Source organism: Caballeronia sp. LjRoot34 (assembly GCF_964253815.1).
In the GTDB taxonomy this organism is placed as follows: Bacteria; Pseudomonadota; Gammaproteobacteria; order Burkholderiales; family Burkholderiaceae; genus Caballeronia.
Window position 1 is genome coordinate 774,333 of record NZ_CAXUSB020000003.1, and the last position, 25,778, is coordinate 800,110.

The window sequence follows — 25,778 nt, forward strand, 5'->3', positions numbered from 1 at the left end:
AACTTTAACCACCCGGAGGCTTTTGTGGCCGTTGAAACGAATGACATCGAATGGGTCGTCGCCTGCGCTGCCAGCGAGATCGCCGAAGAAGACGTAATCCGCTTCGATCACGCAGGCGCGAGTTACGCGGTGTATCGGATCGCTGAAGGGTTTTTTGCATCGGATGGCTGGTGCACCCACGAACGCGCCCACCTCGCCGACGGCTTCGTGCTCAATCGGGAGATCGAATGCCCTCTGCATCAGGGACGTTTCGATATTCCCACAGGCAAGCCCAAAAGCCCGCCCGTCTGCGTGCATTTGAAGACTTACCCGGTGCGTATTGAAGGCGGCAAAGTGCTGCTCGGCGTACCGCCGCAAGCGACGGCCGCGTCATGAAAAACCGGGCCGCCATGGTGATTATCGGCGCCGGGCAAAGCGGAGCGCGCGCCGCCCATGCGTTGCGCGATAACGGCTGGGACGGCGCGATCACGCTGCTCGGTAACGAAGGGGTTGCGCCTTATGACAGGCCACCGCTCTCCAAGGCCGTGTTGCTCGGTCAGAAAACCACCGCGCAGTGTGCGCTGTATGACGATACGTTTTACTCCGGGCAACGCATCGACCTGCGTGTCGATGCAAGCGTTCAAGAGATCGACCGCGCAGCGCGCAAGGTGATTTTGAAGGATGGGCATACCGTCGCCTATCAGCGGCTGCTGATCGCGACCGGCGCGGCGCCGCGTCGCTTGAGCGTGCCCGGTGCAACGCTCGATGGCGTACATGTCTTGCGCACGGCAGCAGACGCCACGAGCATCGTCGGCGAGTTGTTGCCGGGACGGAAGATCGCGATCGTGGGAGCAGGATTTATCGGGCTGGAGATCGCAGCAACGGCCATTGCAAGAGGCTGTGAGGTGATCGTGATTGAAGCGGCAGCCCATGCACTCATGCGCGCCGTGCCGGAGATAGTCGCGGCGTATCTGGTGGAACGGCACAGGCAGATGGGCGTGGACGTGCGTTTCGCCGTGCAGGTCGACCGGATCATCGGATCGAGTATGAAATGCGTCACGGGCGTGAAGCTCTCGGACGGCACGACCACCGCGTGCGATTGTGTGATCGTCGGCATTGGCGTGAAGCCGCGCACCGAGTTGGCGGAAGCGGCGGGTATCGACGTCGCGGACGGTATCGCCGTGGACGATACGTTGCGCACCAACGATCCGCATATCTTCGCAGCCGGCGATGTCTGCTCGTTCCCGCACCGGCTGTTCCGCCGGCGCATGCGACTCGAATGCTGGAAGAACGCCGAGGACCATGCGCGCATTGTTGCGCGCAACATGCTGGACCGAGGCGAGACTTACTCCGAAGTCCCGTGGTTCTGGTCCGATCAATACGACATGACCATCCAGATTGCTGGCATGCCCGCGTTCGGCGTGACGACCGTCGTACGCGAGACGAGCGCCGCATCGCGGGTCTTCTTTGCGCTGGATCGCGATGGCGTGCTGGTCGGCGCGAGCGGCGTGGGACAGGCAAGCGAGATCGCGCGTGACGTGCGCGTAGCGCAGGAGTTGATTGCGCGGCGTGCGTGCGTTGAACCTTCGTTGCTCTCGGATCGCAGCGTCAAGCTCAAACCTCTCCTTGCCGTGGAGGCACTATGACGCAACGGCTCGACATCTATCAGTCGCTATGGGCAATGGAGCGCCGTCATACCGACGGTCATGAACGTTCACTTGAAGACAACATAGCGATGATCGCGCAAGCGGGTTTCAACGGCGTCAGCGCTTCTTACGCATCGCGCGATGATGTGCGTCGGCTTAGCGGTTTGTTAAGACCGCTCGGCCTGCAAGCAGAAGCACAATGTTTTCCGCGTACGGTAGATGACCTGCAACCGATCCTTGAAATAGCCACCGAGTTCGGCGTGCATCACATCGACTTGCAGCCCGATGTACGCCCACGTCGCCTCGATGACGCGCTCAAGTTAATCGATGGATGGACGCGACTCGCCGAGCAGGTGGATTTTCCGGTGTATATCGAAACGCATCGGGACCGCATGACAACTGACCTGCATTTCACGCTCGATCTGCTCGATGCCCGGCCGGATCTGAAACTGCTCGGCGACATCTCGCACTATCTCGTCGGACGTGAATTTGCGCTGCCCGTGTCCGATGAAAACCACGCGAACATGCACCGGATTCTCGACCACTCGTGGGCATTTCACGGCCGCGTCGCGAGCCGTGAACAGGTGCAGATAGAGATCTCATTCGAGCCTCACCGGATCTGGGTTGACCTGTTTCTCGACTGGTGGCGTTACGGCTTTGCGTCGTGGCAACGGCGCGCTGGTCCTGACGATACGCTGGTCTTCACGTGCGAACTCGGACCCAGGCCTTATGCAATCATCGGCCGCGATGGCAACGACACGACCGACCGCTGGGCCGAATCGCAGTTGATGCGCGACTGGATTCGGGAACTCTGGAATGGCCTGAGCCGCCAGGAAAAACCCGCACAGTTAGCGCTTAGTCGCTGAGCGGAAGGTTTTCGCGTAACAACACCGTGACCGGAATTTGCTGCGGCAACGCCACGCCGGGATCGCGATGATAGTGCCGCAAGATGATTTCGATGGAACGCATTGCTTCGGCGGCCGGGTTCTGGTCGAGCACCGCGTCAAGCGTTCCTTCAATGAGCAAGCGCCGCGAAATGTCGTTGAGTTCGTGGCCGACGAACACTGTCGAGCGAACCCGGTCGAGCGCCTGGAGCGCCGCGCCGACGCCTTCATCGCCGACTGAAATGTTGTAGATCCCGCGCAGGTCGGGATAACGCAGGAAGGCGTCGCGAGTGAGGCTTTCGGTGACCGCCGATTGCTCGCGGCTCTCGACGGTCTCCACGATGTCGCAGTTAGGGAAACGCCGCCGCAGTACCGAACGGAAACCGCTTTCGCGTTCTTCGTGGCCGAGGAAATCATGCATGCCCGTCATCACGAGCACCTTGCCTCCCGCATCGCCGAGAAAGCGGCCCATCAGCTCGCCCGCGACGCGTCCGGCACCGCGATTGTCGATACCCACGTACGCAAGCCTTCCGGTTCCCGGCAGGTCGCTGGCGAGCGTGACGACCGGCATCGCGCGGCTGACCAGACGCAGTGCCGCCGTGATGTCGGGATGCTCATACGCGACGATGATCAGCGCGTCGGCCTTCTGCGTCGCGCGGCTGATGGTCTCGACCACGCGCGCCGGTTCGAGGTTATCGAAGTAGGTCACTGCGCAGATCACGCGCTGCGCTTCGAAGGCCTTCTGGGCAATTTCGAAACCCTGCTTGAGATAGACGTAATACGGAGCAACGGGTTGTTGCAAAAGGATTGCTATGCGCAGCCATCGCACCGATACCGCGTCGAGCGCCCGATCGATTTTGAGCTTGCGGGCCCATTCGAGGACGCGCCGTTCCTTCTCGCGCGAGACGCCGCCGCGGCCGTTGAGCACGCGATCGACGGTTGCTTCGCTGACGTCGGCGGCCGTGGCGATGTCGGCCATGCTCGTTTTGCGGCGGTTGGTCGGGTCGGGCATGAGCCTTATACGGTTTAGGGGATGAACCACGGGGCTGGCCTGATGATCGCACTCGCCAATGGTGTTAGTGGTCGGGGTTTATGCCGGGGTGGTCGGTTCTGGGTTAGTGGTCGGGGTCTATGCTGGGTTGGTCGGTTCTGGGGTTAGCGGTCGGAGTCAGTGCCGGGTTGGTGCTTTCAGTGTTAGTGGTCTGCGTGAGTCGGATTTTCTCTTTATCACTATTAGCCACTGTGCGTGGCGGCACGTCATTTCTTTGTCCAAAGCGACAAAGAAACGAAGCAAAGAAAACGCTTTTAAACCACGCTACCCTAAGTGTCCACAGCGTGCAGTTTTCATTCATAGGTGCCCCAAAAGCACGGTGCTCGCCAGAGCGGAGGATGTGTGAAACCCTCCTTCTCCGAACACCGATACCCACACGCTTCGCCACCAGTGATTGAACCTGCCCAAGGAGCACCCCGCGCTATCCGCGGACAACCTCCCTCCAATTTGTACGCGCCTCGAACCACGTCGCCAACCTACCAAATAATAAAGCCCCAAAGTATGTAAGGCCGTAACCGACGAACATAACTGTGCGGGCCACGCGGATAACTCACCAAAACTGAAGCAGCAATACCCGTGATGCCGTGACCTATGGGCATAGCCGTCAGATCAGACCACGTAGCTAACACTCAAAGAACCGCAGAAGCAAATACGCGTGAGGCCGTGCTGGTTCGTGGGCAAATCGTGCTTGCCCGAGAGCGTACGGGGCGAAGCGTGTTCGTGTCAGGATTCGCGAGAAGGAGGGTTTCACACATCCGTCGCTCTGGCGAGCACCGTGCTTTTGGGGCACCTATGAATCAAAACTGCACGCTGTGGACACTTAGGGTAGCGTGTTTTAAAAGCGCTTTCTTTGCTTCGTTTCTTTGTCGCTTTGGACAAAGAAATGACGTGCCGCCACGCACAGTGGCTAACAGTGATAAAGAGAAAATCCGACTCTCGCAGACCACTAACGCCGAAAGCACCAACCCGGCATTGACCCCGACCACTAACACCGAAACCACCACCCCGGCACTGACCCCCGACCACCCCAGCATAAACCCCAACCACTAACCCTTAGACCTTAACAACCCGCACAAACCCCAAACCCGAGTGCGAACGAAATCACCTCGGCCGTGTCTTCGAAAACGTGATCGTTTCGAACAATTCGTAAGTCGCAGTCGGCGTCTGGTCGGCGCCGGGCGCGTGATAGTAGTTCATCGTAATGGACGTCTTGCCACCCGGCTTCCCCGGATCATGATCAAACACGGCAATGCCGTAACCCGTACCGGTATCACGCTGCGCCGACCAGATCGCGTCCTCCAGCGCATCGGCGGGCTGACGCACGAACGTATTCGCCGCGGTCCCCGCTACTGGCCGGTTAGGCTTGGTAAACACCTTTGCCTGCACTTTGCCCGTTCCAGCGTCCAGCCCATAGACATCCAACGGCGCACTCGTGCCGCCACCGCCCAGGATCAGGTGGATCGTGCCCTGACTCGTATCGAAGGCGCCATCAGCGGGATTCGACGTAACGACCGGCCGAGGCTGCAACGTATCCACCGGTTCGCCCGTCAAGGCGTCCATGCCCGCATGGTGATTGCATCCACGCACAGGGAAGCTGCGTTCGTAGTCATGGTCATGGCCGCAGAGAACGAGATCGACGCCATAGCGGTCGAACAAGGGCAGCCACGCCTCCCGGATACCCTTGTCGGAGCCATTGCCAGTCTTCGATGAAGTCAGCGCGTCCTGGTGCATCTGGACGACGATCCAGTCGATATCCTTATCCGCGGCCGCCCGGCGCAATGTCTCCCCTAGCCAGCGCGTCTGCTCGCCGCCGCTGTAGCCACGAATGTAGAGCGATGTCCCCGGGGCGATCGGCGGCTTGCCCGTACTTGCCGCCGGCACCAGCGGGCTCGGACCCGCGACGAAAGCAGCCGCGTCCTGGTAGATCACATCGTCGGCATCGAGCGAGACGAACAGCACGGAACTCACACGAAAGCTGTACCAGCGACCGGGAAAACGCGTGCCGTTCTCCGGCAGCGTATAGCGCGCCAGATACGATTCGAGGCCCTGCTCGCCGTTGTTGAATTCCACTTCATGGTTGCCCGGGCAAGGCATCCAGGGGCGATTGGCAGCCGAAGCCTGCGCATTGTTGCCGAAGTCGCGCCATACCTCGGGCTGATGTGCCGGGTTCAGGTTGGCATAACAGAGGTCGCCGTTGAGCAAGTGAAACAGCGGCTGAAACCGCTCCACTGCCTGCACGGCAAAGCGGCTCTGCGGCGACGAGAGCACCCAGCCGGTATTCGGCGTGGCGAGGTCGCCATAGCTGGTCCAGCGAAACGGGGCACGGCCGTGCGGGGCAGTCCGGAAACTCGCCGTGAAGGGGTGAGCCGCGTTGCTGTCGTTGTCGGCGGTGACTTCGTACTGGTAGTTGACCGCGGGTTTCAGTCCATGAAGGCGCGCGTGATACGTGCAGACAATCTCGCCGTTGAGTCCATCGGTATAAGTGCGCTGAATGCCATGCACCGTCATCCTCGTCTCGCCGGCACGGCCAAAGCGTACTCTCGGATTGACCGCCGGGGCCAGCGAGGCCCACGAGATCACCACCTCGGCCGACGGCTCCTTGCCCCACGTCAAGTGGATTTGCTCGGGCGTGCCGTCCGGGCTCGCCGCAGCGGCCCGGCTAGCTGAAGCCAGACCGCCTGCAGCCGTTGCCAGTCCGGATGCACCGGCAAGCTTGAGAAAACCACGCCGCGAAACACTCGCGCCCTGCTCGGCCGACGGAAGATCGTCAATGTTCTTGTTGGACATGTCTGGTGTTCCAGTCCTTGAGAGGATAAGCCAGCGAAAGGCATCCACGGCGGCGCAGAGAGCAGACCGGCCCGAAGCACTCCATTATTGCCAGATGTGTTTACCAGGCCATGACATGGTCGCGGTAATTCGTTTTCGGCGTGAAATCTGTATTATCCCGCCAGCGGCTGATGTGGCATTGATGTGGCATTGACGTGCCATTGGCGCGGCATTTTCCGCTGGCTGGACACCACCGAACGTGGTGCCGGGATATCCCGCTCACGCTAACCATTCGGTCGAACCGCGCTTTTTGCGCATTAAATAACAGGGACAAAAATGCCCGAGCATACTGCCGTCGACCAGCGTGGCTTTCGCCGCATAATTCGTCGCAACATTGCGTTGCCGATCGGCGCAGGCTTGACCACTGCCGCGGTATTCGTCGCCCTTCTGTTCTATCTGCTGTCGGCCATGGACTGGCTCGACCATTCAGAACGCGTGGTCGCGGATAGCAACGATCTGATCAAGATCGCCGTCGATCGCGAGTCCGGCATGCGGGGCTACCTGATCACCGGCGACGAGTCTTATCTCGCGCCTTATGAACTCGGTCGAGCCAGTTTCGCCGCGAAGCTGGCCACGTTGACCGATCTCGTCAGCGACAACCCGCCGCAAATCGAACGTCTGAAACGTATCGGCGCGCTGGAGGCGCAATGGGACGGGATTGCCGGACAGCTCATTACCCTGCGTCGTTCGAACCAGGATTTCCAGGGCATCATGCGCACCGGCAAAGGGAAGCTTGAGTTCGATGAAATGCGCCGTGAGTTCAACGCCTTCATGGATGTCGAGTTGAACTTGCGCTGGGAACGTACGGCGACGGTCAGGCGCGTCACCATCACCGCCGTGGCCGCTTTTCTCGGCATCAGCCTTTCGCTCAGCTTGCTACTCGCCGTGCTCGGACGGCGCGAGCTAACGAACCTGTCGACCACCTACGACCGTGCACTGCGGGCGCAGACTGAACACACCGAAACCCTGCAACAGCAGGCATGGATGCGCACCGGCCAGAGTCTGCTGGCTGAAAGCGCCGCCGGGCGGCAGGCGCTGCCGCAGCTCAGTCGCGCAATGCTTGAATTTCTCGCCCGGTACCTCGGCGTTGCGGTAGCGGCACTTTATGTCCGCGATGAAACCGGCACGTTGCGGCGGACCGCCGCCTACGGTTTCAGCCGCGAAAACGAAGAGCACGCGCAAGCCTTCGAGGGCACGCAGACGCTGGTCGGCCAAGCTGCCACGGACGGACGGCTGATCAAAGTCGACAACATCCCTGACAACTATCTCAAGGTCACATCGGGACTGGGAACCAGTGCACCGAAGAGCGTAGTCATAGCGCCGATCGAGAACGGCGGCGCGGTCAATGGCGTCGTGGAACTCGGGTTCATGAAGCCGGTATCGGCGCGGGACATCGAGTTATTGAAGCTGATAGCAGGAAACATGGGGGCGTCGGTTGAAGCGGCAATGTATCGCGAACGGCTGCAGGACACGCTCGAGGAAACGCAACGCCTCAACGAGGAAATGCAGCTTCAGCAGGAAGAACTGCGCACCGCGAACGAGGAGCTGGAAGAGCAAACTGCCGCGCTCGAAGAGTCGCAATCGAATCTGGGCAATCAGAAAACGGAGCTCGAATCGATCAACGAGCAGCTCACCTTCCAGGCCCTTGCACTCGATCAAAAGAACGAGGAACTCAGCCATGCTCAAGCAGAACTGGAGCAGCGCGCCGACGACCTGCAGCGTGCCAGCCAGTACAAGTCAGAATTCCTGGCAAACATGTCGCACGAGTTGCGCACGCCGCTCAACAGTTCGCTGATCCTCGCCAAACTGCTGTCGGAAAACCCGGGGGGAAATTTAAGCGCCGAGCAAGTCAAGTTTGCCAATACGATCCATTCAGCCGGCAACGATCTGCTCAACCTCATCAACGACATCCTCGATATCTCCAAGGTCGAGGCCGGCAAGCTCGAACTCGCGCCGGAAGATGTATCGATGCCCCGTCTGGTTGAATCGTTGAAGCGCACCTTCGAGCCGCTCGCAGCTCAAAAGCAATTGAAATTCGCCGTCGATATAGCGGCAGATATGCCGCCGTCCATATTCACCGACTCGCGGCGGCTGGAACAGATTCTCAAGAACCTGCTGTCGAATGCGTTGAAGTTCACCGACGCCGGAACCATCAAGCTCGCCTTGGGTCTGGACAGCGGCAATCGAGTACGCTTTACCGTAACAGACTCGGGTATCGGCATTGCGCCGGAACACCAGCAGACGATTTTCGAAGCGTTCCGTCAAGCCGATGGAACCACCAGCCGACGCTATGGCGGCACCGGCCTGGGCCTGTCCATCTCGCGCGATCTCGCAACGCTGCTAGGCGGCGCAATCCGCGTCAACAGCGCGCTCGGCGCAGGAAGCACGTTCGAGCTGACGCTACCCACGCACTGGACCGGCGCCAGCGAGCCGATGGAAAGCGTCCGTGCATTTACGGCACCGACTCCAGCGCCCGTCGTCGTCGCACCGGCTCAGCCGCCGGCCTCCGGGATGCAAGACGTGGCAGCCTATGACGACGATCGCGCGAACTGGACGCCTGGCCGCCGATCAGTGCTGGTGATCGAAGACGACCTTTCATTTGCAGCCATTCTATTCGAGCTTGCCCATGAAATGCAGTACGGCTGCCTGGTCGCACAGACTGCCGTTGAAGCGCTGCAACTCGCCGCGCAGTACCTGCCTGATGCCATTCTTCTCGACATCGGCTTGCCGGACCGGTCGGGCCTCGCGCTGCTGCAGCAGTTGAAAGACGGCCCGCTCACGCGTCACATTCCTGTGCATGTAGTGTCGGCGGTTGATCGCAGCGAGGCCGCGCTACATCTTGGCGCAATCGGCTATGCAATCAAGCCGACCACGCGTGAGCAACTGAAGGACATCTTCCACAAGCTGGAGGAAAAGTTCACGCAGAAGGTCAAGCGCGTGCTGCTGGTTGAAGACGATGCACGCCAGCGCGAAAGCATCGTGCAACTCATTGCAGACGACGATATCGACATCACCGCCGTCGAGTTTGGCGAACAGGCACTGGCGCTGCTGCGAACGACTATCTTCGACTGCATGATCATCGACCTGAAGCTGCCCGACATGCAGGGTGGCGAGTTGCTGCGGAAGATGTCGAGCGAAAGCATGTGCTCTTTCCCGCCGGTGATCGTTTATACCGGACGCAACCTGACGCATGCGGAAGAAGCCGACCTGCTGAAATATTCGCGCTCGATCATCATCAAGGGCGCGCGCTCGCCGGAACGGTTGCTGGATGAAGTAACCCTGTTCCTGCACAAGGTCGAGGCGGACCTGTCGTATGAACGACAAACCATGTTGAAGGCGGTGCGCAGCCGGGATCGGGCCTTCGAGGGGCGGCGCATCCTGCTGGTCGACGACGATATCCGCAACATCTTCTCATTGAGCAGCGCGCTCGAACATAAGGGCATGACGGTGGAGATCGCACGCAACGGGTTCGAAGCGATCACCAAGCTGAACGAAACGCCGGACATCGACCTTGTGCTGATGGATGTCATGATGCCCGGCATGGACGGACTCGAAGCCACGCGCCGCATTCGTACCGACTCTCGCTTCGCCAGCCTGCCGATCATCGCGATCACCGCGAAAGCGATGAAGGACGATCAGGAACAGACTCGTGTAGCGGGGATGACGGACTATCTCGCCAAGCCGATCGATCTGGACCGACTCTATTCGCTGCTGCGCGTGTGGCTGCCAAGTCTCGAACGGATGCGTAGCTAAGCTGAGTTGAAGAATGACCGCGAAGGCCCATGACAAGAATTTACAGTGTTGCGGTTCGCGCGGTGATATTGTCATTGACGATGGCGGTTAGACGCCCGTCATCAACGTAAGATATACCCTCGTTGTCGTGCACTCGAAATGGGCGTATTCGTCGACGAGGCTGAAAGAGGAAGAAGTGTCGCCGGTGGAAGATGCCGCTGAAGATTCCAACCGCGACGTCCTTTAATATGCGTGAACGTGAAATAGTGCGCGTTCATGTTCAATATATACGGTGATTGATATGGGCTTTCTGGATGAAGTAGGTAAGGTCGCGGGTGCAATCGCGGCAGTGGAAGCGACGGACAAGGTCGATCCGGATGCTTCAATTCTGACGAAAGGGATTGCGGCCGTCGCCGGCTTTAAAGGCGCCGGCGCTCTGGAGTCGCTGGTAGAAAAGAAAGAGGACGAAGCCAGTCCGGATGACGCGGACAGTGCCGGAACACAGGCCTGATTTCCTGTCGCACCAGGCCAGTCGCTGTGCAAGGGGCTGGCCTGGTGCATAGCGTTCACTCGTCGCGCTGCATCATGCGGCGCTCGCCGTCATGCTGACTAATTCCTTACTCGCGCAGACGGTTTCCCGCTGAAATATTCTCACCGCAACCGGCCGCCACGCGCCGAAAATATTCCTCTCATCTATTCCGTATTCGTCGTACGTTCCCGAATTTCGACTCAGTGCGCCGATTCATTTCCTGCAACGTCTGGATCACGGTTTCTTATGACGCGGTTCAACAGCCGAACGAACGTACGCGCCTTAAAGCCGAAACACCTCGACCGCCTCACTTAACGTTCTCGCCTGACTCTGCAGGGATTGTGCCGCGGCGGCGGCTTCCTCGACGAGCGCCGCGTTTTGCTGCGTGCTCTGGTCCATGGTCGCGACCGCCAGATTGACCTGCTCGATTCCCTTGCTTTGTTCGCCCGCCGCCGCGGATATCTCCGTCACGATCTGGCAAACGCGTTCGACCGCGCTCACCACGCTGCCGATAGTCGTCCCTGCGCTTTCCACCAGCGTCGATCCGGCGTCGATATGCGCGCTCGAGTCCTGAATGAGCATCTTGATCTCCTGGGCCGCCGCCGCACTGCGCTGCGCGAGACTGCGTACCTCACCGGCCACGACAGCAAAACCCCGACCCTGTTCGCCGGCACGCGCCGCTTCGACGGCCGCGTTCAGCGCCAGGATGTTCGTCTGAAAAGCGATGCCATCGATCACGCTCGTGATCTCCGAGATTTTCTTCGAATGAGCGGCAATGCCTTGCATAGTCGTCACTACATTGCTGACGACGGCGCCTCCTTTGACCGCCATTGCCGATGCTTGTGTCGCCATTTCTCTCGCTTGCCGGGCGCTCTCGAAGCTCGCTTTCGCCGTTGCCGTGATCTGCTCCATGCTGCTTGCCGTGGTTTCCAGCGACGCCGCCTGTCGCTCTGTTCGAACCGAAAGATCGTTGTTGCCGCTTGCGATCTCCGTCGCGCCGACGTTGATCGATTCCGTGCTGGCGCGCACGGTCGTCACCGTCTCAACCAGCGATTGCTGCATCTGTTCGAGCGCACGCAATAGCGCGCCCATCTCGTTGTCGCGGCCAGTATCGACGGGATTCGTCAGGTCGCCCGCAGCGATCCGCTGAAACTGGCGAATCGCTTGCCCCACCGGTTTGACGATTGCGTTAAGCAATGCATGACGAGCAAATGTGCCGATGACCACCGACGCGAACGCCGCTGCGGCAAGCAGCCAGAGCATCATGTGGAAACGGTCTTGAGCGCTGGTATAGCGTGCCTTCTGACGCTCGGTGAGAACACCTTCCAGTGCGGCCACTTGCGCGCCGAAGTTGTTGGCCAGCGCTTCTGTTTCAGCGCCTTGCAGGGATTTGTAGGTCGAGAAATCGCTTTTACCCAGCGCGTCGAAAGAGGCTTCCAGACCGTCATGCAAGTACTTCTGACGTGCAGCGACAAAGCGCGTGCGCAGCGCCGTTTCGGTATCGTCAGCCGATGCGGTCGCGAGATACGCCCGCACCTCCTCGTCCGATTGACGCAGGTCGCCATGCGCGCCCTCAAGCAGCGCCGGCTGAACATCGCCTAGTCCGTAAAGCGCCGCAAAGCTGCCCAGCGCGAGACGCGCATGCATGACATGTTCATAGCTGCTTTTGATTTGAAGAAGCGAGCGCGTGTCTTCCGTGTACATCTTTTCAATGGCTGCATTACTGGTTTGAAGCGCGACGCCAGCCAATGCGCTAACCGCAATCAACAGCGCGGCAAAAACCGTCAATACAAGCGTGATGCTGGTACGCAAGCTGATGTGACTAAAGAGGCTTGAATATCCCGAAAGATGGGATGCGGTGGGTGTTTTTGATATTTTCATCCGATTGTCTCCGACTCTTCGTGTACCTTCTATCGAAGGTATATCGGCGGCGCGGAGGCAAGACTGGAGGGGTCATCGATGAATAAATCAAAGCGGCCCAATTAGCGGGATTTAGCTCGGTTATAAGCGCTTTTTTCCGCTAGCGAATGGACACCAAGGACAGACTATGTCGTTGTCCGGATAGAAAATGGCTTGCGCGAACAGGTCATCGCCCTAGCCCTTCGTGGCCCCGAACGTCAGCCCGGCAACAAAGTGCCGCTGCATCGCGAAGAACATCATGACCGACGGCAACGCCGCTAATATGGATCCCGCCGAGACCAGGTTCCACGCCGTCACCCACTGCCCCTTGAGCGCGGCGACGCCCACGGTAATGGGCGCCGCCTCATCGCCCGTAGTGAGGCACAGCGCCCAGAAATAGTCGTTCCACACGAACGTGAAGACCAGGATTGCCAGTGCGGCCAGTGCTGGACGAATCAACGGCAGGACGATACGAAAGAACACCGTCCACTCATTCGCGCCTTCAATCCTCGCGGCTTCGACCAGCTCGAACGGCAACTGCTTGATGAAATTTCGCAGGAACAATGCGCAAAAACCGGTCTGAAACGCGACATGAAACAGGATCAGCGCGCCGACGGTATTGAAGATGCCCAACTGCAAGGACAAGTCCCGCACCGGGATCATCAGGATCTGGATAGGCACGAAATTCCCCGCGACAAACGCTGCGAATAACGTGGTGTTGCCGCGAAACGAATAGATCGCCAACGCAAAACCGGCCATGGAAGCCAGCACGATCGAGCCGATTACAGCAGGCACCGTGATGAGCACGCTGTTCCACAAATAGTGGAGCATCGGTGACGTCGTCAGCGCGTCGCTGTAGTTGGCGATCAGCGAGAAGTGCCGCGGCCAGCCCCAATAATTGCCTTCGACGAGTTCATCGGAGGAACGAATGGACGTCACCATGACTGCTATCAGCGGCAACAACCAGATCACCAGCGCGACCGGTAACGATAACTTGTAAAGCGCCCGGTTCACGGGCTTCCACTTGGCGACGGGCATTGGAAACATGGCGCGCTCCTGGCTTATTGCTCGGTGCGCAACATTCTGCGCAAGTGATAAACGATGTACACCATCATGATCGCGAACAGCACCACGGCGATCGCGGCGGAATAGCCGATGCGGTAATACTTGATCGCCTGGTCGTACATGTAATAGGCCAGCACGGTGGAGCTTTCGAACGGGCCGCCGCCGCTCATGACGGCGATCAGGTCGAAGCTTCGCAAGGCGCCGATAATCGTGACCACGATCGCCATGAAGGTAGTTGGACGGAGCTGCGGCAGGACAACGTGCCACAGCATGGTCCAGCCCTTCGCGCCTTCCATGCGGGCGGCTTCTATCTGCTCGGAATTCAGCGATGTCAGTCCGGTCAGGTACAGGATCATGCAGTAGGCAGTCTGCGGCCAAAGCGCGGCGAAGATAATGCCGAAGGTCACGTAATGCGGATCGCCGAGCACCGGCACGCCGTGTCCGAGAATCAGCTTCAGCAAGCCGAAGGTCGGGTCGTAGAACCAGCTGAACATCAAGCCGACCACCACGCCTGACAACACGAACGGTGCGAAGAACAGCGACTTCACCATGCGAATGCCACGCACGGCCTGGTTCAGGTACAACGCGACGGCGAGACCCATCGGCGGCGCCAGCAAGAACAGGATCAGCCACAAGACATTGTTCTTCAGCGCGGTATAAAACGTGGGCGCGTGGAACAGTTCGACGTAGTTATCGAAGCCGACAAAGGTCTTCTCCGTCATCCCGTCCCAGTTGTAAAAACTGAGCCGAAGGCTGGAGAAAATCGGCCAGATCACGTAGATCGCGACCATGATGCAGGCCGGTGCTAGGAACAGGAACGCGGCCAGCCGCTGCTGGCGTGCCGCGGCCGACATCCTTCTGCGGCGCTTCGTTTTAATCCCCGGAATGCTGAGGGTTTCGGACATGAGGTTCTCTCCTGATCGCCTGGGCGGCCCGTGATGATCGCGAGCCGCCGTCTCACCCTACTTCTTGTAGATACGCTTACGCGTGGCTTCGAGCTGCGCCAGGATCGCGTCAAGTTGGGTCGGGTCGGACACGAACTGCTGCATGCCCTTCATGCCTTCGTCGGCCATCTCCTTGGTCATGTCGCGGTCGTAGAACTGAGCGATACCACCCTTCGTCTGCGAGAGAATCTGGAAGCCGATCTTCGAGATGGGATCATCCGGTTCCGGCGACTTGCTGTTGGCCGGCAACGACCCCAGTCCCTTCGCCAGTTGCGCGCTGATTTCCGGTGTTTCCACGAATGCCAGGAACGTATGCGCGTCCGCCTTGTTCTTCGCCTTCGACGGAATATGCAGCGACTCCACCGGACCATCTTCAGCGGTCGGCACCTTACTGTCGATAATCGGGAACTGGAAGAAGCCCATCTGCGGCTTGATGTTCTCCGGGAATCCGCCGGTAATGAACGTGCCCATCAGCATCATGGCCGCCTTGCCCTGGAACAGGAACGGCTGCACCGCGTCAAGGTCGTAGGACAGCGAGTTGTCGATGAATATCTTGTCGTCGATCAAGCCCTTCCACGCGGTGTAAACCTTCTTCACGCGCGGGTCCGTGTAGGCTACATCGCCTGCCATCAGCTTCTGATGAAACGCGTTGCCGTTGATGCGCAGGTCGAGGTAATCGAACCATCCGGCGAGTGTCCACGCATCGCGCCCCGCCACCGCAACCGGTGCAATGCCCGCAGCTTTCAGCTTCTTGCAGGCGTCGAGGAATTCGGGCCACGTCTTGGGCTCTGCGGTGATGCCGACCTTCTGGAAGAGGTCCTTCCGGTAGAACATGCCCCAGGCGTAATACACGGTCGGCGCCGAATATTGCTTGCCGTTGTACGTGGACGATTCTTTCGTCGACGCGTACATCGCGTTCCAACCGTTCTTGTTCCAGTCAGGCGTCAGGTCTTCGAACAGGCCACGCTTCGCGTAATACGCCATGCGCTCACCGTTGTGCCAGTTGACAATATCGGGGGCGACGGTTGTGAGCCAGCCGGGCAGTTGCACCTTGTAGGCTTCTTCATCGACGAAGGTCGCCTTCACGTCAATATCCGGATGCGCTTTCTTGAAAGCATCGAAGGTCTGCTGCCAGACCGCGCGCTGGCTTGCCCCTTTAAACGCAATGTTCGCAGTCAAGGTCCCCGCTTGCGCGATGCTGGTCGTAGCCATTGCGACGGCCAGCGCCACACCGGTCAGTCCGTGACGAATCAAGGTTCTCATGCGTGTCTCCTCATTGATGAGTGTTGTTTGCTTAGCTATGCTCTATAAATCGCGACGCCCTGCGGTTCTACTTCCTCCTGCCCGACTATGAAACTGGCGGCCGCCGGAATCCTCGCCGGGATCCTGTACGGCGTCGTGTTGTAGTTGAAGACGTAGGTCAAGCCACCACGCCGGCTGATCCGGATACCCTCGGGCAGCGGTGCGGCATCGAGTCCGGCTGCTTTCGCCACATTCAGGAAGATGTCCTGCGTGAGCGTTTCATCGAAGAGACTGGCGAGGTAAAGGACCGAACCATTACGTACGATAGCGGGGTGCCCATCGGCGAACGTCGCTTCAATCTGCACGCCATTGTTCGTCTCGATGAAGTCACGCCAGTGACGCGCCTCGCCGCGTTGGTCCACTCTTTCGGTTACGTTCGGCCGCATCGATTCAACGCGCCACACTCGGATAGGGATGAGCTTCGCGACGCCCTCACCCGGCGGCAACGCGGCGGGAATCGTCAGATTGACCGTCTTCGATCCCGTCCTAGGACCAAGCACTACCTGCGCACCGCTTGCCGCAAGCCTGTCGGCAAACTCCTCGGACACCACCGGCAGCGGCGGCACGACGATCATCTTGTAGCCGTCCAGTGGCGCATCTACCGGAATCACATCAACGTCGAGTCCAAGGCTACGCAACGCGCTGTAGTACTCGAACGCAAAGCGCGGATAGTGAAAGTCAGCGCCTTGTGGATGAATTTCGAATAACCATTTTGCTTCGTAATCCCAAACGAGTGCAACTTTGGTGGAAACCTTTGATTTACCATCCGCCTCCCGCACGTGCTCGATTTCCTTAGCCACCACGGACGCCTCCGCGCCGCCCCTATCGAGCCGGTTATCCGGCGTGTTCAGACCCGCGTGCATCTGTTCCTGCGCAAACGGCGCTTGCCGCCAGCGAAAATACGATACACACCCAGCGCCATGCGCGAACGCTTCCCAGCTCCAGAGACGCACCATGCCCGGCAGCGGCGCGGGATTCCAGTGCGCCCAGTTCACCGGCCCCGGTTGCTGCTCCATCACCCAGAACGGTAGCTTCGACATGCCGCGATACACATCGTGATTAAACGATGCGAAGTCGGGATGACCCGTGCGCAGCCACTTCGCCTTGATCGACGGATCGAACCACTGCTCCTCCAGCGCGCCGAGCGGATAACTGTCCCAGGTTGCTATATCCAGGTCCGCAGCCACCTTGTAGTGATCGAACTCGGTGAACAACTGCATGAAGTTGTGCGCGACTGGCCGTTGGGGTGAATGCGCGCGAATGATGTCGGCCTGCATGCGGTTGTAGCGCACGACCTCGTCCGAAGCGAAACGCCGGTAGTCGAGCCGATGTGTCGGATGCGCTTCCGTCACAGTCCCAACGGGCAGATCGATTTCGTCGAAGCTGCGGAACTCCATGCTCCAGAAAACCGTGCCCCATGCCGCATTGAGCGCGTCGATGGTGTCGTAGCGATGCTTCAGCCATCCTCTGAAACGCTGCAACGCGGCAGGCGAATAACTCACGACGGTGTTATGGCAACCGAACTCATTGTCGGTTTGCCAGAACGCCACGGCGGGATGCTTGCCGTAACGCTCGGCCACTGCCGTGCAAATCTTCTGCGACGCTTCGAAGTACGACGGCGATGAAAAATCGTAATGCCGACGCGAGCCGAATGCGCGCGCACGGCCATCGGCGCCAATGGGCAGGATGTCCGGATGACGATCGATCAGCCACTTCGGCGGCGTCGCGGTCGGCGTGCACATGACGACCTTCAGGCCCGCGTCGGCGAGCACATCGATTGCGCGATCCAGCCAGTCCCAGTTGTATTCACCTGGCGCAGGTTCGATACGGCTCCATGCAAACTCCGCAATCCTGACGCGATCGATACCCAGCGCTTTCATGCGCGCCGCATCGTCTTTCCACATCGATTCGGGCCAGTGTTCCGGGTAATAGCAGACTCCAAGATGCATACGGTGCGCTCCTACGCAAAGTGTTCAATGGCAGCCGATGTGACGGCGAAGCCGTCCTCGGTGAAGAGATGACAGGACGCGGGCGGCACGTTAAAGACGACGTTCTCGCCTTGCCGTGGGGTCTTGTCGCCGGGTGCTTTGGCGATCAGCACCGCACCGCCCGGTTGATCGAGATGCAGATAGCTGTGCTCGCCGAGTTGTTCGACCAGCGACACGGTGCGGGCGATTTGTTGAATCGAACCATCGTTTGCGGCTGGTTCGAGATGCTCGGGACGAATGCCGAGCGTGACCGCTTGGTCCGGTCGCAAGGCCTCGCCGTTGGCGTGAACCTGCAGTCGCTCGTTCGTTTCGTCGAGGACAATCGATACGCTTTCCGCGCCGCCCAATACCACTCGCGCGGGGAGGAAGTTCATTCGCGGCGAGCCGATAAACCCCGCGACAAAGCGGCTTCTCGGCCGGTGATACAACTCGAGCGGCGCACCCACCTGCGCGATGCTGCCGTACTTCGCCGTGTCCGCACCTGCGTGCAGCAGGACGATCTTGTCGGCGAGCGTCATGGCTTCTATCTGATCGTGAGTGACGTAGACAACGCTGGCGGTATTGAACTGTTTGTGCAGGCGCGCAATCTCGACCCGCGTTTGACCGCGCAAGGTAGCGTCGAGGTTGGAGAGCGGTTCGTCGAAGAGAAATACACTCGGACTCCGAACGATTGCCCGGCCAATCGCCACGCGTTGCCGTTGGCCGCCGGACAACTCTTTCGGCCTGCGTTCAAGCAACGCTTCGAGTTGCAGCACGCGCGCGGCCTCCTTCACTTTCTGGTCGATCACGTCCTTCGGCGTCTTCGCGAGCATCAAGCCGAACGCCATATTCTGGTAGACGGTCATGTGCGGAAAGAGCGCATAGCTCTGGAAGACCATCGCCACGCCGCGCTGTGCAGCAGGCACTTCGTTGACGAGTTTTCCGTCGATATACAGGTCACCGTCCGTGATGTCTTCCAGACCCGCGATCATGCGCAGCAAGGTGGATTTGCCACATCCCGAAGGGCCGAGGAATACGCAGAATTCGTGCTCGCCGATCTCCAGATCGACATCGCGAATCACGAGTGCGTGATCGCCATACGCTTTTTGAACCGATCGTAACGAGATGCTCGCCATGCCGACGTCTCCGTGTTTTACCGGGGAGACAACGGAAGGTTAAGCGCTTAACCTTCTGCCTGTGAAAAAACGATCCGTGTTCGGGATCGCTTTGACCGGCTGTCTCCGTCTATGTTTTTTAACTGCATTGGGTCTCAAATCTAGCGGCGTCAGCTGATTTATACAAATGCCGGGAAGCCATCCCAAAATATGGACAGCGAGATGGATATTTGGACGAAGCGGCCAAGCGCCCGATAGTTCACCGGACTTGGCCGATGTTGTGCCTGCGTTAACCCTTGCCTCGAGATTTCGATGACTACGTTGGCCGAAGTCGCTGTACGCGCCGGCGTCACCCCGGCAACCGTCTCCAATGTGCTGCGCAAGCGCGGCAAGGTGGGCGCCGCAACGCGTCAGCGAGTGCTCGACGCGGTGGAGGCGCTGGGGTACCGGCCGCACCTGACCGCACGGGCGCTGGCTGAAGGGAGCGCACCTACTCTTGCGTTGATGGTGACCAGTATCGCGAACCCGTTTTATCCGGAGTTCGCGCTGGCGGCAGAACGGGCTGCGCGCAAGAACGGACGTTTTCTGATCGTATGTAATACGAACGAAGATCCCGTGATCAGCCGTGCGTATCTGGATCAGATTGCGGGGACCTTGTCGGAAGGCGTGCTCGTGATGAACTCGCGAATCGCTTTCGACGATCTTCACACCACGCGCGCACGCGGCACACCGGTCGTGCTGTGCATGTGGGAACGTCCGGAGGTATCGCCGGGATTGCCGTGCGTCGCCGTCGATTTTTTCGCTGCCGGCGCACTGGCCGCGCAGCATCTGCTGGACCTCGGGCATACCCGGATTGGGGCGATCATCGGGAGTCAGCCGGATGGTGTTCAGGCAGCGCGATACGCCGGCTTTTGTCACACGCTGAAGGCTGCGGGCGTGGCGCATCCGGCGCAAGAAGCGCGTTTTACTCGCGACGCCGTCCAGGGCGGCTACGAGGCCGCGTGCGAATTGCTGACGGAGCATGAGGACCTGACCGCGATCTTCGCGACCAACGACTTGCCTGCGTTAGGCGCGATGCACGCCGCTGCAGATCGGGGCATGCGCATTCCCGACGACCTGTCGGTGATTGGGATTACTGACATTCAACTGGCACGCGAATCACGACCGGGGTTATCGACGGTTGCGGTCCCTACCGATGCCGCCGCTGCCATGGCCGTTGAGTTGCTGGAGGCGTTGATCGAAAGCGGTGGTCACTGCGAGACACCCATGCGCGTAGCGCCCCCGCCCGTGCTGGTTCAAAGGGCATCGACGGGACCGGTGCGTGGTTGAAGCATTATTGAAGACCTATTGCGGCCCAATCACGCTCTCTCAGGGATCGTCGCGAACAGCATGTTCAGGCCTTCCGCGATGGTCGGATGCGAGAGGATCGCGTCCCGGACAGCGGTGTACGGGAGATTACCGAGCATAGCCATCTGCACTACCGCAACCACTTCGCCGGCGTTCGAACCAAGCATCGTGAAACCGAGGATGCGATCCGATTGCGTATCCACAATCGCTTTCATGAAGCCGTGCGTATCACCGGTCGTACGGGCGCGGGGGATAGACGCCATCAGGAGTTTCGCCACACGCACGGCGATGCCTTGTCGTTGCGCATCGCTTTCGTTGATACCAATACGTGCAAGCTCCGGCTCGATGAACATCGCGTACGGAATGACGCGATCACGCGTGGTCAGATTGCCGCCGGCGAGTTGCGACTTGAGTACGCGATAGTCATCGAATGAAGCATGCGTGAACATCGGAGTGCCCGCCACTTCACCGATTGCCCACGTGTTCGCCGCGGACGTCGCCAGACGCTCATCGACTTTGATAAATCCGCGTTCATCTAGCGCTACACCCGCCAAGTCCAGTCCAATGCCTGCCGTGCGCGGCACCCTGCCCGTCGCGACCAGCAGATGCGTGCCCGTTATGCGGCTGCCGTCGTTGAGCTCGACAGTGACGGATTGCCCTGAGCGCCCGCTCACTTGCAAGGGCTTGACCGACACCCTAAGGTTGATTCCTTCGTTGGTAAGGACCGATTCAATCGCATCCGTGACATCGGCGTCCTCACGCATGGCAACACGCGGCGCCTCTTGCACGACGGTTACTTTGCTGCCCAAGCGCCGAAACGCTTGCGCCATCTCCAGACCGACATACCCACCGCCAATCACGATCAGACGCTCCGGCAGCGAGTCGAGTTCGAGTGCTTCAACGTGCGTCATGGGTGCCGCGTCGCGCAGGCCGGGAATATCCGGGACAGCGGCGTACGTCCCTGTGTTGATGAACACATTAACGCCCTCGACCACGCGTTCCCGCCCGTCGTTCATCGCGACGTGAATGCGGCGCGGGCCCACGAAATGTCCGGTGCCGAGGATCAGGTCAAAGCCCGATGCTTCGAACGCTTTTGCGTTGATATCGACCATGCCGTCCACTACTTCACGCACGCGGCGATGAACCTGCGTCATATCGACCGTGGCGTCGCGAGCGGCGCCCTTCAATATGTCTGCGGATTGCACCGCGTGCATGATGCGCGCGGTTTGAATCAGCGCCTTGCTCGGAATACATGCCACGTTGATACAGGAGCCGCCAATCATTCCCTCTTCGACTACGGCCACGCGCTCGCCTTCTTTGGCGAGTTCCATCGCGAGCGTCTTGCCGCCCTTTCCGCCGCCCAAAAACACATATTCGAATTGCTCGACCGTCGACATTTTCAGCTCCCTTTCAAAGGTTTGCGCATAGCTGAACCGAGCCGGTATGGGAGGAATCGCACTATGCCGAGAGAGCGGGTTCGTTTCGATCCAATCCTGCCCCCGCCATGACGTAAATGTAGACCTCGGAGCGCTGAATCTCCATGCCGGACCGGCTCGAATAGATGCTCGTTCGTCTCATTGCCCGGGTTTCATTGCAGACGAATTGCGTAAAGGAAGCGGTGTGCCCACAAACTTCAGCCGATCATCGCGGGCTCTTTTCTCCGGTAAGCTCGCTAAGCCGCTGCCGCTGTTGATGCCTTGCTACTTGCCCCTCTCCGCTCAACCATGGACGCACTCGACCGACTGATCCAGTTATCCCGCCTGCAAGGCGCGCTCGACCTGCGCTGCCTTCTAAGCGGGCAGTGGGAGCGGGATCATCCGCCCGCTCCACCGAGCGAAGCGGTGTACCACGTGGTACTGGAAGGAAGTTGCCTCCTCAAATTCCGCGGGAAAGCGGACGTGCTGCTGGAAACTGGCGATATTGTCATGTTGCCGCGCGGCGATGCCCACGTGCTCCAGGGAGTGGAACTAGCTAACGGCCGCGAGCATGGTGAGATGGAGAGCCGCCATAACGGCGCGGTGACCGTCCGCTCGAATTGCGGGCCCAATGCCGCGAGCCTCGATTTGTTATGCGGCCGCTTTAACTACGCGGCGAATGCATTACTTATCGACGTGCTGCCGGATCTCGTGAAAATGTCCTTCGCCCGCGCCGATGTCCGCGACCTCACGCGCATGGTCGGCATGATGCGCAAGGAGGCGAGCGAGGCGGCGCCCGGGGCATATTCCATCGTGTCAGCGCTCTCTACCGCGCTGTTCACCCTGTTGCTGCGGGCGCATCTTGAACAGCAGCCATCCACCACCGATGTACTCGCGCTGCTCGCACATCCGCGGCTTGGGACATCGGTGATTGCCATGCTGGAACGGCCCGCTGAACGATGGACGATCGACATGCTGGCGCAGCAATCGGCAATGTCACGCGCCACCTACATGCGGACGTTCAGCGCACTCACCGAAGACTCGCCGATGACCCTGCTCACCCGCATCCGCATGCAGCTTGCGCGGACTTTGCTGACGCGTACATCGAAGAGCATCGCCGAGATTGCAGACAATGTTGGTTACCAGTCGGAATCGGCGTTCAGCAAGAAGTTTAAAGACACGTATGGGGTTGGGCCGGGTGGGTTCAGGCAAGGGCGTGGGTCGTGAGTCGGACGGACGGGTTTACGCTTTAGTCACGCCATGAAGTTGTCGAGCACCAGCTTGTGCGAATGGCCGATCCACACCGCCGCGTCGCGATGGTCCCACAACGAATCACCGGTATTTGGATGGAGGAAAACGTCTAGCGCACCGTGGTTCAGCGTCAGCCACTCCACGATATCGGCAAATTGCGTGCGCTCGAAAGCGAGCTGGTAGGACCATTTTGGATGCGGGCCGACGGGCTTCTCGTGGAACCGGCCGAGTTGCAGTGCATCGCCGAAACGGGTCGCGATCTCCTCGCGGAATTGCCAGGCGGCATCGCGGGTGGCGGCGTCGAAGTAGATGTGGGCATGCCAGGTTTGAATGGACGAGGTGGTGAGGAGGGTCATGGAGGGGTGGGTTTGCTCGCGCCGGTGGAGGGGCTCGGGTTTGCTGGCGGGCACGGTAGACCTCATTAGCTGAATATTCTATTGAGTTTTATCGGTTGCTGTTCGGGAAATCTTAAACTAAGTTTTCCGTGTGCACCGGCATAATCGCTCATTGGCTCAAAGTTGCCGCCGCATTAGTCGACCAATAGGGTCATCAACGCGCTAAGCTTTCCGCAATCTGGATCGTTGGGATTCGATTGTAGTTCGACTCGAAATGGCTCACCTGCAAAACCCGACAAGCGTCACTGACTGATACGGCCTCGTGTTGCAAATGAATTACCACGCGGTAACTCACTTCGGTTCCCGTGCAAAGAAGGCCGAAACTTTTTTAGCAGCGTTTTAACCTCTCGCAATTGCCGGTGCTCCGCTTCGAGTTGCCGGATGCGCTGCTGCTCCACCGTCAGCGGCCGGCCCACTCCAGGGGCGCCGGCGCGCTCCGCGTCGTGCTGGGCCACCCAGCGACAGCTGGCGTTAAATTGTCGGCGCCGTCATGTCATTTACTGTTTTTCCTCATCGATTCGGCATAGTCTGCCTATCGACCTGTCCGAGGATAGCAGACCACTACAGGGCCTGCAGCTCGGGCGCAGCAGCCCTGTCCAGACTGACCTACCCACGCGAGATGCAGAACCGCCATTAGCAGGCCCTGTACCCTCAGAAAATAGCCCTCGTGCGAAGCCCACGCCTCGGTGACGTGATACCGCATGCCGGGTCTCGCCCGCAGCAAGCCTTCGATATATGCGTCAATCGGTGACAGGAAACATAGCAGCGCCATCGCAGGTCACACCAGGCTCGAAATCAAGCGGCAACCGCACGTAGCCCGGTGTCCGTGGCGCGCGATGGGGATTCCTTCATCACACAGGGACTCATCGCCTTCGATGATGAGATTTGGCTTGATCTCAGGATGCAGCGGACACGATACCTCGTCACCCTTGCGGGCAACGAACAGATCATCAAAACACACCGTTGTTGAAGCGGTAATGACATTGCCACCGTGGTCGGTCGTATCACTCAAGCGGATTAAGTCAATCATAAAGCTACTCTGCCTATATCAACGACAATTGTTTTCGGACACACGACGTGTCCGCCTGACTTAGCTGATTAAAATCTTTCTCATTTTAGATATCGTTTCATGCTACGGCTGCATCTTAGTCACGACGCATTGGCCGAGACGTTTTGCGAGCTTCTCCGCCGTGCTATTTAAAACTGAACCAAGCATTTATTGTTGGAGGTGGCGATCATTTTAACCGGTATTTGAGCACCCGCCCCGCAATAAAAAGACTGATCGATGTTGTCGAACGTAGTCGTAAACCCCCTATTTATCTCATCTACCGTGATAATCGATTTCCTATCATCGCCAAACGTAACAATTGTACTATTGCCGGATTTTGAAAATTTCACGTTTTTATCGGATTTAAAAATCTTTAGGTCGCAGAAATAAGCGCCGCCTTCAAGGCCAGATATACTTGAACCGCTATAAACGATGGAGAATATCCCCTCGCTGCTCTTTCCGAGAGTGATCTTGTAAGAATTTTTCGTTCCATCTTTCGTCTTTTCGTTTTTCTCGCACTCTGTTGGCGGTGCATTCCGATCCGCATCTATTTCATTCTTTCGCCTCGCGTGTAGGTTACCGGCGGAGTCGATCGAGAATTCAACATTATCTAACTTTGTCGTGGCATAGACTACATCACCGTTTTGTTTTACGCTCAATCCGGTCTCGTCATCCGATCTGTAATCGAACTTTTGAGACGCCATAGTTCTTTTACCGCTTACAGGATGAATAAAAAAAGCCGTCCCGCCACGTTCGCTCTGCAAGTCAACTACGAGCGTTAATGGTGCCACCAGACTGTAATTTATATTGCTGATTCCATCGGCATCGGGCTGCACGATATGCATTTCCTTAGTTCCAGTTCTTCCGTCGTCAAACCTTACCCAAAAGGTCTCGTTGTCGCTAGCATTCCAGGACTGACCGGTTCGTTCGCAAGTGCTGACAACCCAGGTTGTATTTCCAGTTTTCTTCCGGAATACCTCTTTATAGCAAGAATTGTTCGATGCCGAAACTATGGTTTCAATCGCATAGACTCGGGTAAAAGGTGCCGACATGAAAAGAAAAGCCACGCAGGAGAAAATAATATTTCTAACACTTTTCATGAATTTACCTTTAACAAAAATACCTAACACAGACATGATCGGTGCGGTCGAGTCAGAGACTAATTTGGTTTACTGGCTTACCAATGGAAGTGCGGGTCTTCCATCGGTAGTTGCTGATCCATATTTCGCGCCTCGACACTATCGATTAGTGCAGTTCTTTATAAAAGGCAGCGGATCAACCCGGTTAGTCAATCCCGTACATTTGAATGTAGCTCGCTGCCGGACCTCAAAATGGAGGTGAGCGCCTTCTATGATGGTATCCATTCCTTTGGCATTGCCAGTA

At 58.7% G+C, this 25,778-nt stretch carries 19 protein-coding genes; 7 read left to right on the forward strand and 12 right to left on the reverse strand.

Going from position 1 to position 25,778, the window contains the following annotated elements; all coding sequences use genetic code 11:
* Positions 1-24: 24 nt before the first annotated feature.
* The 3 genes from ACSQ36_RS34490 to ACSQ36_RS34500 are packed head-to-tail and all read left to right on the forward strand — an operon-like array spanning position 25 to position 2,491.
* Entirely contained in the window at positions 25-375 is a 351-nt protein-coding gene (locus ACSQ36_RS34490) for a non-heme iron oxygenase ferredoxin subunit (RefSeq protein ID WP_436185528.1), read from the forward strand.
* Positions 372-1,625 (forward strand): NAD(P)/FAD-dependent oxidoreductase, encoded by a 1,254-nt coding sequence (locus ACSQ36_RS34495; protein WP_436185529.1) that lies wholly within the window; start codon positions 372-374, stop codon positions 1,623-1,625. The genes ACSQ36_RS34490 and ACSQ36_RS34495 overlap by 4 nt, the downstream gene beginning before the upstream one ends.
* Positions 1,622-2,491, forward strand: coding sequence for a sugar phosphate isomerase/epimerase family protein (locus ACSQ36_RS34500; RefSeq protein ID WP_436185530.1), 870 nt, complete (start codon positions 1,622-1,624; stop codon positions 2,489-2,491). The genes ACSQ36_RS34495 and ACSQ36_RS34500 overlap by 4 nt, the downstream gene beginning before the upstream one ends.
* Here ACSQ36_RS34500 and ACSQ36_RS34505 read toward each other — a convergent pair.
* Complete coding sequence (locus ACSQ36_RS34505) at positions 2,481-3,488, reverse strand: LacI family DNA-binding transcriptional regulator (RefSeq protein WP_436185531.1); 1,008 nt, start codon at positions 3,486-3,488, stop codon at positions 2,481-2,483. The two genes, ACSQ36_RS34500 and ACSQ36_RS34505, sit on opposite strands and share 11 nt — an antisense overlap.
* A gap of 1,173 nt (positions 3,489-4,661) precedes the next feature.
* Positions 4,662-6,347, reverse strand: a complete 1,686-nt coding sequence (locus tag ACSQ36_RS34510; protein WP_436185532.1) for a fibronectin type III domain-containing protein — start codon at positions 6,345-6,347, stop codon at positions 4,662-4,664.
* Positions 6,348-6,662: 315 nt separating this feature from the next.
* Between ACSQ36_RS34510 and ACSQ36_RS34515 the strand changes: the two genes are divergently transcribed.
* Both ACSQ36_RS34515 and ACSQ36_RS34520 read left to right on the forward strand, forming a co-directional pair.
* Positions 6,663-10,139, forward strand: a complete 3,477-nt coding sequence (locus ACSQ36_RS34515) for a response regulator (RefSeq protein WP_436185533.1) — start codon at positions 6,663-6,665, stop codon at positions 10,137-10,139.
* Between the two features lie 280 nt (positions 10,140-10,419).
* Entirely contained in the window at positions 10,420-10,629 is a 210-nt protein-coding gene (locus ACSQ36_RS34520) for a hypothetical protein (protein ID WP_158937921.1), read from the forward strand.
* A 300-nt stretch (positions 10,630-10,929) separates the two neighbouring features.
* On the opposite strand, the gene ACSQ36_RS34525 is transcribed toward ACSQ36_RS34520, so the two are convergent.
* The 6 genes from ACSQ36_RS34525 to ACSQ36_RS34550 form a co-directional block, all read right to left on the reverse strand.
* Positions 10,930-12,528: a methyl-accepting chemotaxis protein gene (locus ACSQ36_RS34525; protein WP_436185534.1), complete on the reverse strand. Its 1,599-nt coding sequence runs from the start codon at positions 12,526-12,528 to the stop codon at positions 10,930-10,932.
* A 213-nt stretch (positions 12,529-12,741) separates the two neighbouring features.
* Positions 12,742-13,593: a carbohydrate ABC transporter permease gene (locus ACSQ36_RS34530; protein ID WP_213765258.1), complete on the reverse strand. Its 852-nt coding sequence runs from the start codon at positions 13,591-13,593 to the stop codon at positions 12,742-12,744.
* Positions 13,594-13,607: 14 nt separating this feature from the next.
* A complete protein-coding gene (locus ACSQ36_RS34535) occupies positions 13,608-14,516 on the reverse strand; it encodes a carbohydrate ABC transporter permease (protein ID WP_436185535.1) in 909 nt (302 codons plus the stop codon).
* Positions 14,517-14,573: 57 nt separating this feature from the next.
* On the reverse strand, positions 14,574-15,818 hold the full coding sequence (locus tag ACSQ36_RS34540; protein ID WP_213765260.1) for an ABC transporter substrate-binding protein: 1,245 nt from the start codon (positions 15,816-15,818) through the stop codon (positions 14,574-14,576).
* Positions 15,819-15,853: 35 nt separating this feature from the next.
* A complete protein-coding gene (locus ACSQ36_RS34545) occupies positions 15,854-17,806 on the reverse strand; it encodes a beta-galactosidase (RefSeq protein ID WP_436185536.1) in 1,953 nt (650 codons plus the stop codon).
* A gap of 11 nt (positions 17,807-17,817) precedes the next feature.
* Positions 17,818-18,960, reverse strand: a complete 1,143-nt coding sequence (locus ACSQ36_RS34550; protein ID WP_436185537.1) for an ABC transporter ATP-binding protein — start codon at positions 18,958-18,960, stop codon at positions 17,818-17,820.
* Between the two features lie 291 nt (positions 18,961-19,251).
* Here ACSQ36_RS34550 and ACSQ36_RS34555 point away from each other — a divergent pair, with 291 nt between their 5' ends.
* Positions 19,252-20,268: a LacI family DNA-binding transcriptional regulator gene (locus ACSQ36_RS34555; protein WP_436185538.1), complete on the forward strand. Its 1,017-nt coding sequence runs from the start codon at positions 19,252-19,254 to the stop codon at positions 20,266-20,268.
* A gap of 29 nt (positions 20,269-20,297) precedes the next feature.
* Here the strand turns inward: ACSQ36_RS34555 and ACSQ36_RS34560 are convergent, their stop codons facing one another.
* Positions 20,298-21,683, reverse strand: coding sequence for a dihydrolipoyl dehydrogenase family protein (locus ACSQ36_RS34560; RefSeq protein WP_436185539.1), 1,386 nt, complete (start codon positions 21,681-21,683; stop codon positions 20,298-20,300).
* 327 nt (positions 21,684-22,010) lie between these two features.
* Between ACSQ36_RS34560 and ACSQ36_RS34565 the strand changes: the two genes are divergently transcribed.
* Positions 22,011-22,928 carry an AraC family transcriptional regulator gene (locus tag ACSQ36_RS34565; RefSeq protein WP_436185540.1) on the forward strand — a complete coding sequence of 306 codons (918 nt, stop codon included), beginning with the start codon at positions 22,011-22,013 and terminating at the stop codon, positions 22,926-22,928.
* Positions 22,929-22,954: 26 nt separating this feature from the next.
* On the opposite strand, the gene ACSQ36_RS34570 is transcribed toward ACSQ36_RS34565, so the two are convergent.
* The 3 genes from ACSQ36_RS34570 to ACSQ36_RS34580 form a co-directional block, all read right to left on the reverse strand.
* A complete protein-coding gene (locus ACSQ36_RS34570; protein ID WP_436185541.1) occupies positions 22,955-23,308 on the reverse strand; it encodes a DOPA 4,5-dioxygenase family protein in 354 nt (117 codons plus the stop codon).
* Positions 23,309-24,125: 817 nt separating this feature from the next.
* Positions 24,126-24,377, reverse strand: a complete 252-nt coding sequence (locus tag ACSQ36_RS34575; protein ID WP_436185542.1) for a PAAR domain-containing protein — start codon at positions 24,375-24,377, stop codon at positions 24,126-24,128.
* Between the two features lie 167 nt (positions 24,378-24,544).
* Entirely contained in the window at positions 24,545-25,495 is a 951-nt protein-coding gene (locus tag ACSQ36_RS34580; RefSeq protein WP_436185543.1) for a hypothetical protein, read from the reverse strand.
* Between the last annotated feature and the right edge of the window lie 283 nt (positions 25,496-25,778).

What these genes read in the sequence shown, in the direction of transcription:
- ACSQ36_RS34495 (WP_436185529.1), top strand. Translation starts at nt 372, where the DNA reads ATGAAAAACCGGGCCGCCATGGTGATTATCGGCGCCGGGCAAAGCGGA.
- ACSQ36_RS34500 (WP_436185530.1), top strand. Translation starts at nt 1,622, where the DNA reads ATGACGCAACGGCTCGACATCTATCAGTCGCTATGGGCAATGGAGCGC.
- ACSQ36_RS34505 (WP_436185531.1), bottom strand. Translation starts at nt 3,488, where the DNA reads ATGGCCGACATCGCCACGGCCGCCGACGTCAGCGAAGCAACCGTCGAT.
- ACSQ36_RS34510 (WP_436185532.1), bottom strand. Translation starts at nt 6,347, where the DNA reads ATGTCCAACAAGAACATTGACGATCTTCCGTCGGCCGAGCAGGGCGCG.
- ACSQ36_RS34515 (WP_436185533.1), top strand. Translation starts at nt 6,663, where the DNA reads ATGCCCGAGCATACTGCCGTCGACCAGCGTGGCTTTCGCCGCATAATT.
- ACSQ36_RS34520 (WP_158937921.1), top strand. Translation starts at nt 10,420, where the DNA reads ATGGGCTTTCTGGATGAAGTAGGTAAGGTCGCGGGTGCAATCGCGGCA.
- ACSQ36_RS34525 (WP_436185534.1), bottom strand. Translation starts at nt 12,528, where the DNA reads ATGAAAATATCAAAAACACCCACCGCATCCCATCTTTCGGGATATTCA.
- ACSQ36_RS34530 (WP_213765258.1), bottom strand. Translation starts at nt 13,593, where the DNA reads ATGTTTCCAATGCCCGTCGCCAAGTGGAAGCCCGTGAACCGGGCGCTT.
- ACSQ36_RS34535 (WP_436185535.1), bottom strand. Translation starts at nt 14,516, where the DNA reads ATGTCCGAAACCCTCAGCATTCCGGGGATTAAAACGAAGCGCCGCAGA.
- ACSQ36_RS34540 (WP_213765260.1), bottom strand. Translation starts at nt 15,818, where the DNA reads ATGAGAACCTTGATTCGTCACGGACTGACCGGTGTGGCGCTGGCCGTC.
- ACSQ36_RS34545 (WP_436185536.1), bottom strand. Translation starts at nt 17,806, where the DNA reads ATGCATCTTGGAGTCTGCTATTACCCGGAACACTGGCCCGAATCGATG.
- ACSQ36_RS34550 (WP_436185537.1), bottom strand. Translation starts at nt 18,960, where the DNA reads ATGGCGAGCATCTCGTTACGATCGGTTCAAAAAGCGTATGGCGATCAC.
- ACSQ36_RS34555 (WP_436185538.1), top strand. Translation starts at nt 19,252, where the DNA reads ATGACTACGTTGGCCGAAGTCGCTGTACGCGCCGGCGTCACCCCGGCA.
- ACSQ36_RS34560 (WP_436185539.1), bottom strand. Translation starts at nt 21,683, where the DNA reads ATGTCGACGGTCGAGCAATTCGAATATGTGTTTTTGGGCGGCGGAAAG.
- ACSQ36_RS34565 (WP_436185540.1), top strand. Translation starts at nt 22,011, where the DNA reads ATGGACGCACTCGACCGACTGATCCAGTTATCCCGCCTGCAAGGCGCG.
- ACSQ36_RS34570 (WP_436185541.1), bottom strand. Translation starts at nt 23,308, where the DNA reads ATGACCCTCCTCACCACCTCGTCCATTCAAACCTGGCATGCCCACATC.
- ACSQ36_RS34575 (WP_436185542.1), bottom strand. Translation starts at nt 24,377, where the DNA reads ATGATTGACTTAATCCGCTTGAGTGATACGACCGACCACGGTGGCAAT.
- ACSQ36_RS34580 (WP_436185543.1), bottom strand. Translation starts at nt 25,495, where the DNA reads ATGAAAAGTGTTAGAAATATTATTTTCTCCTGCGTGGCTTTTCTTTTC.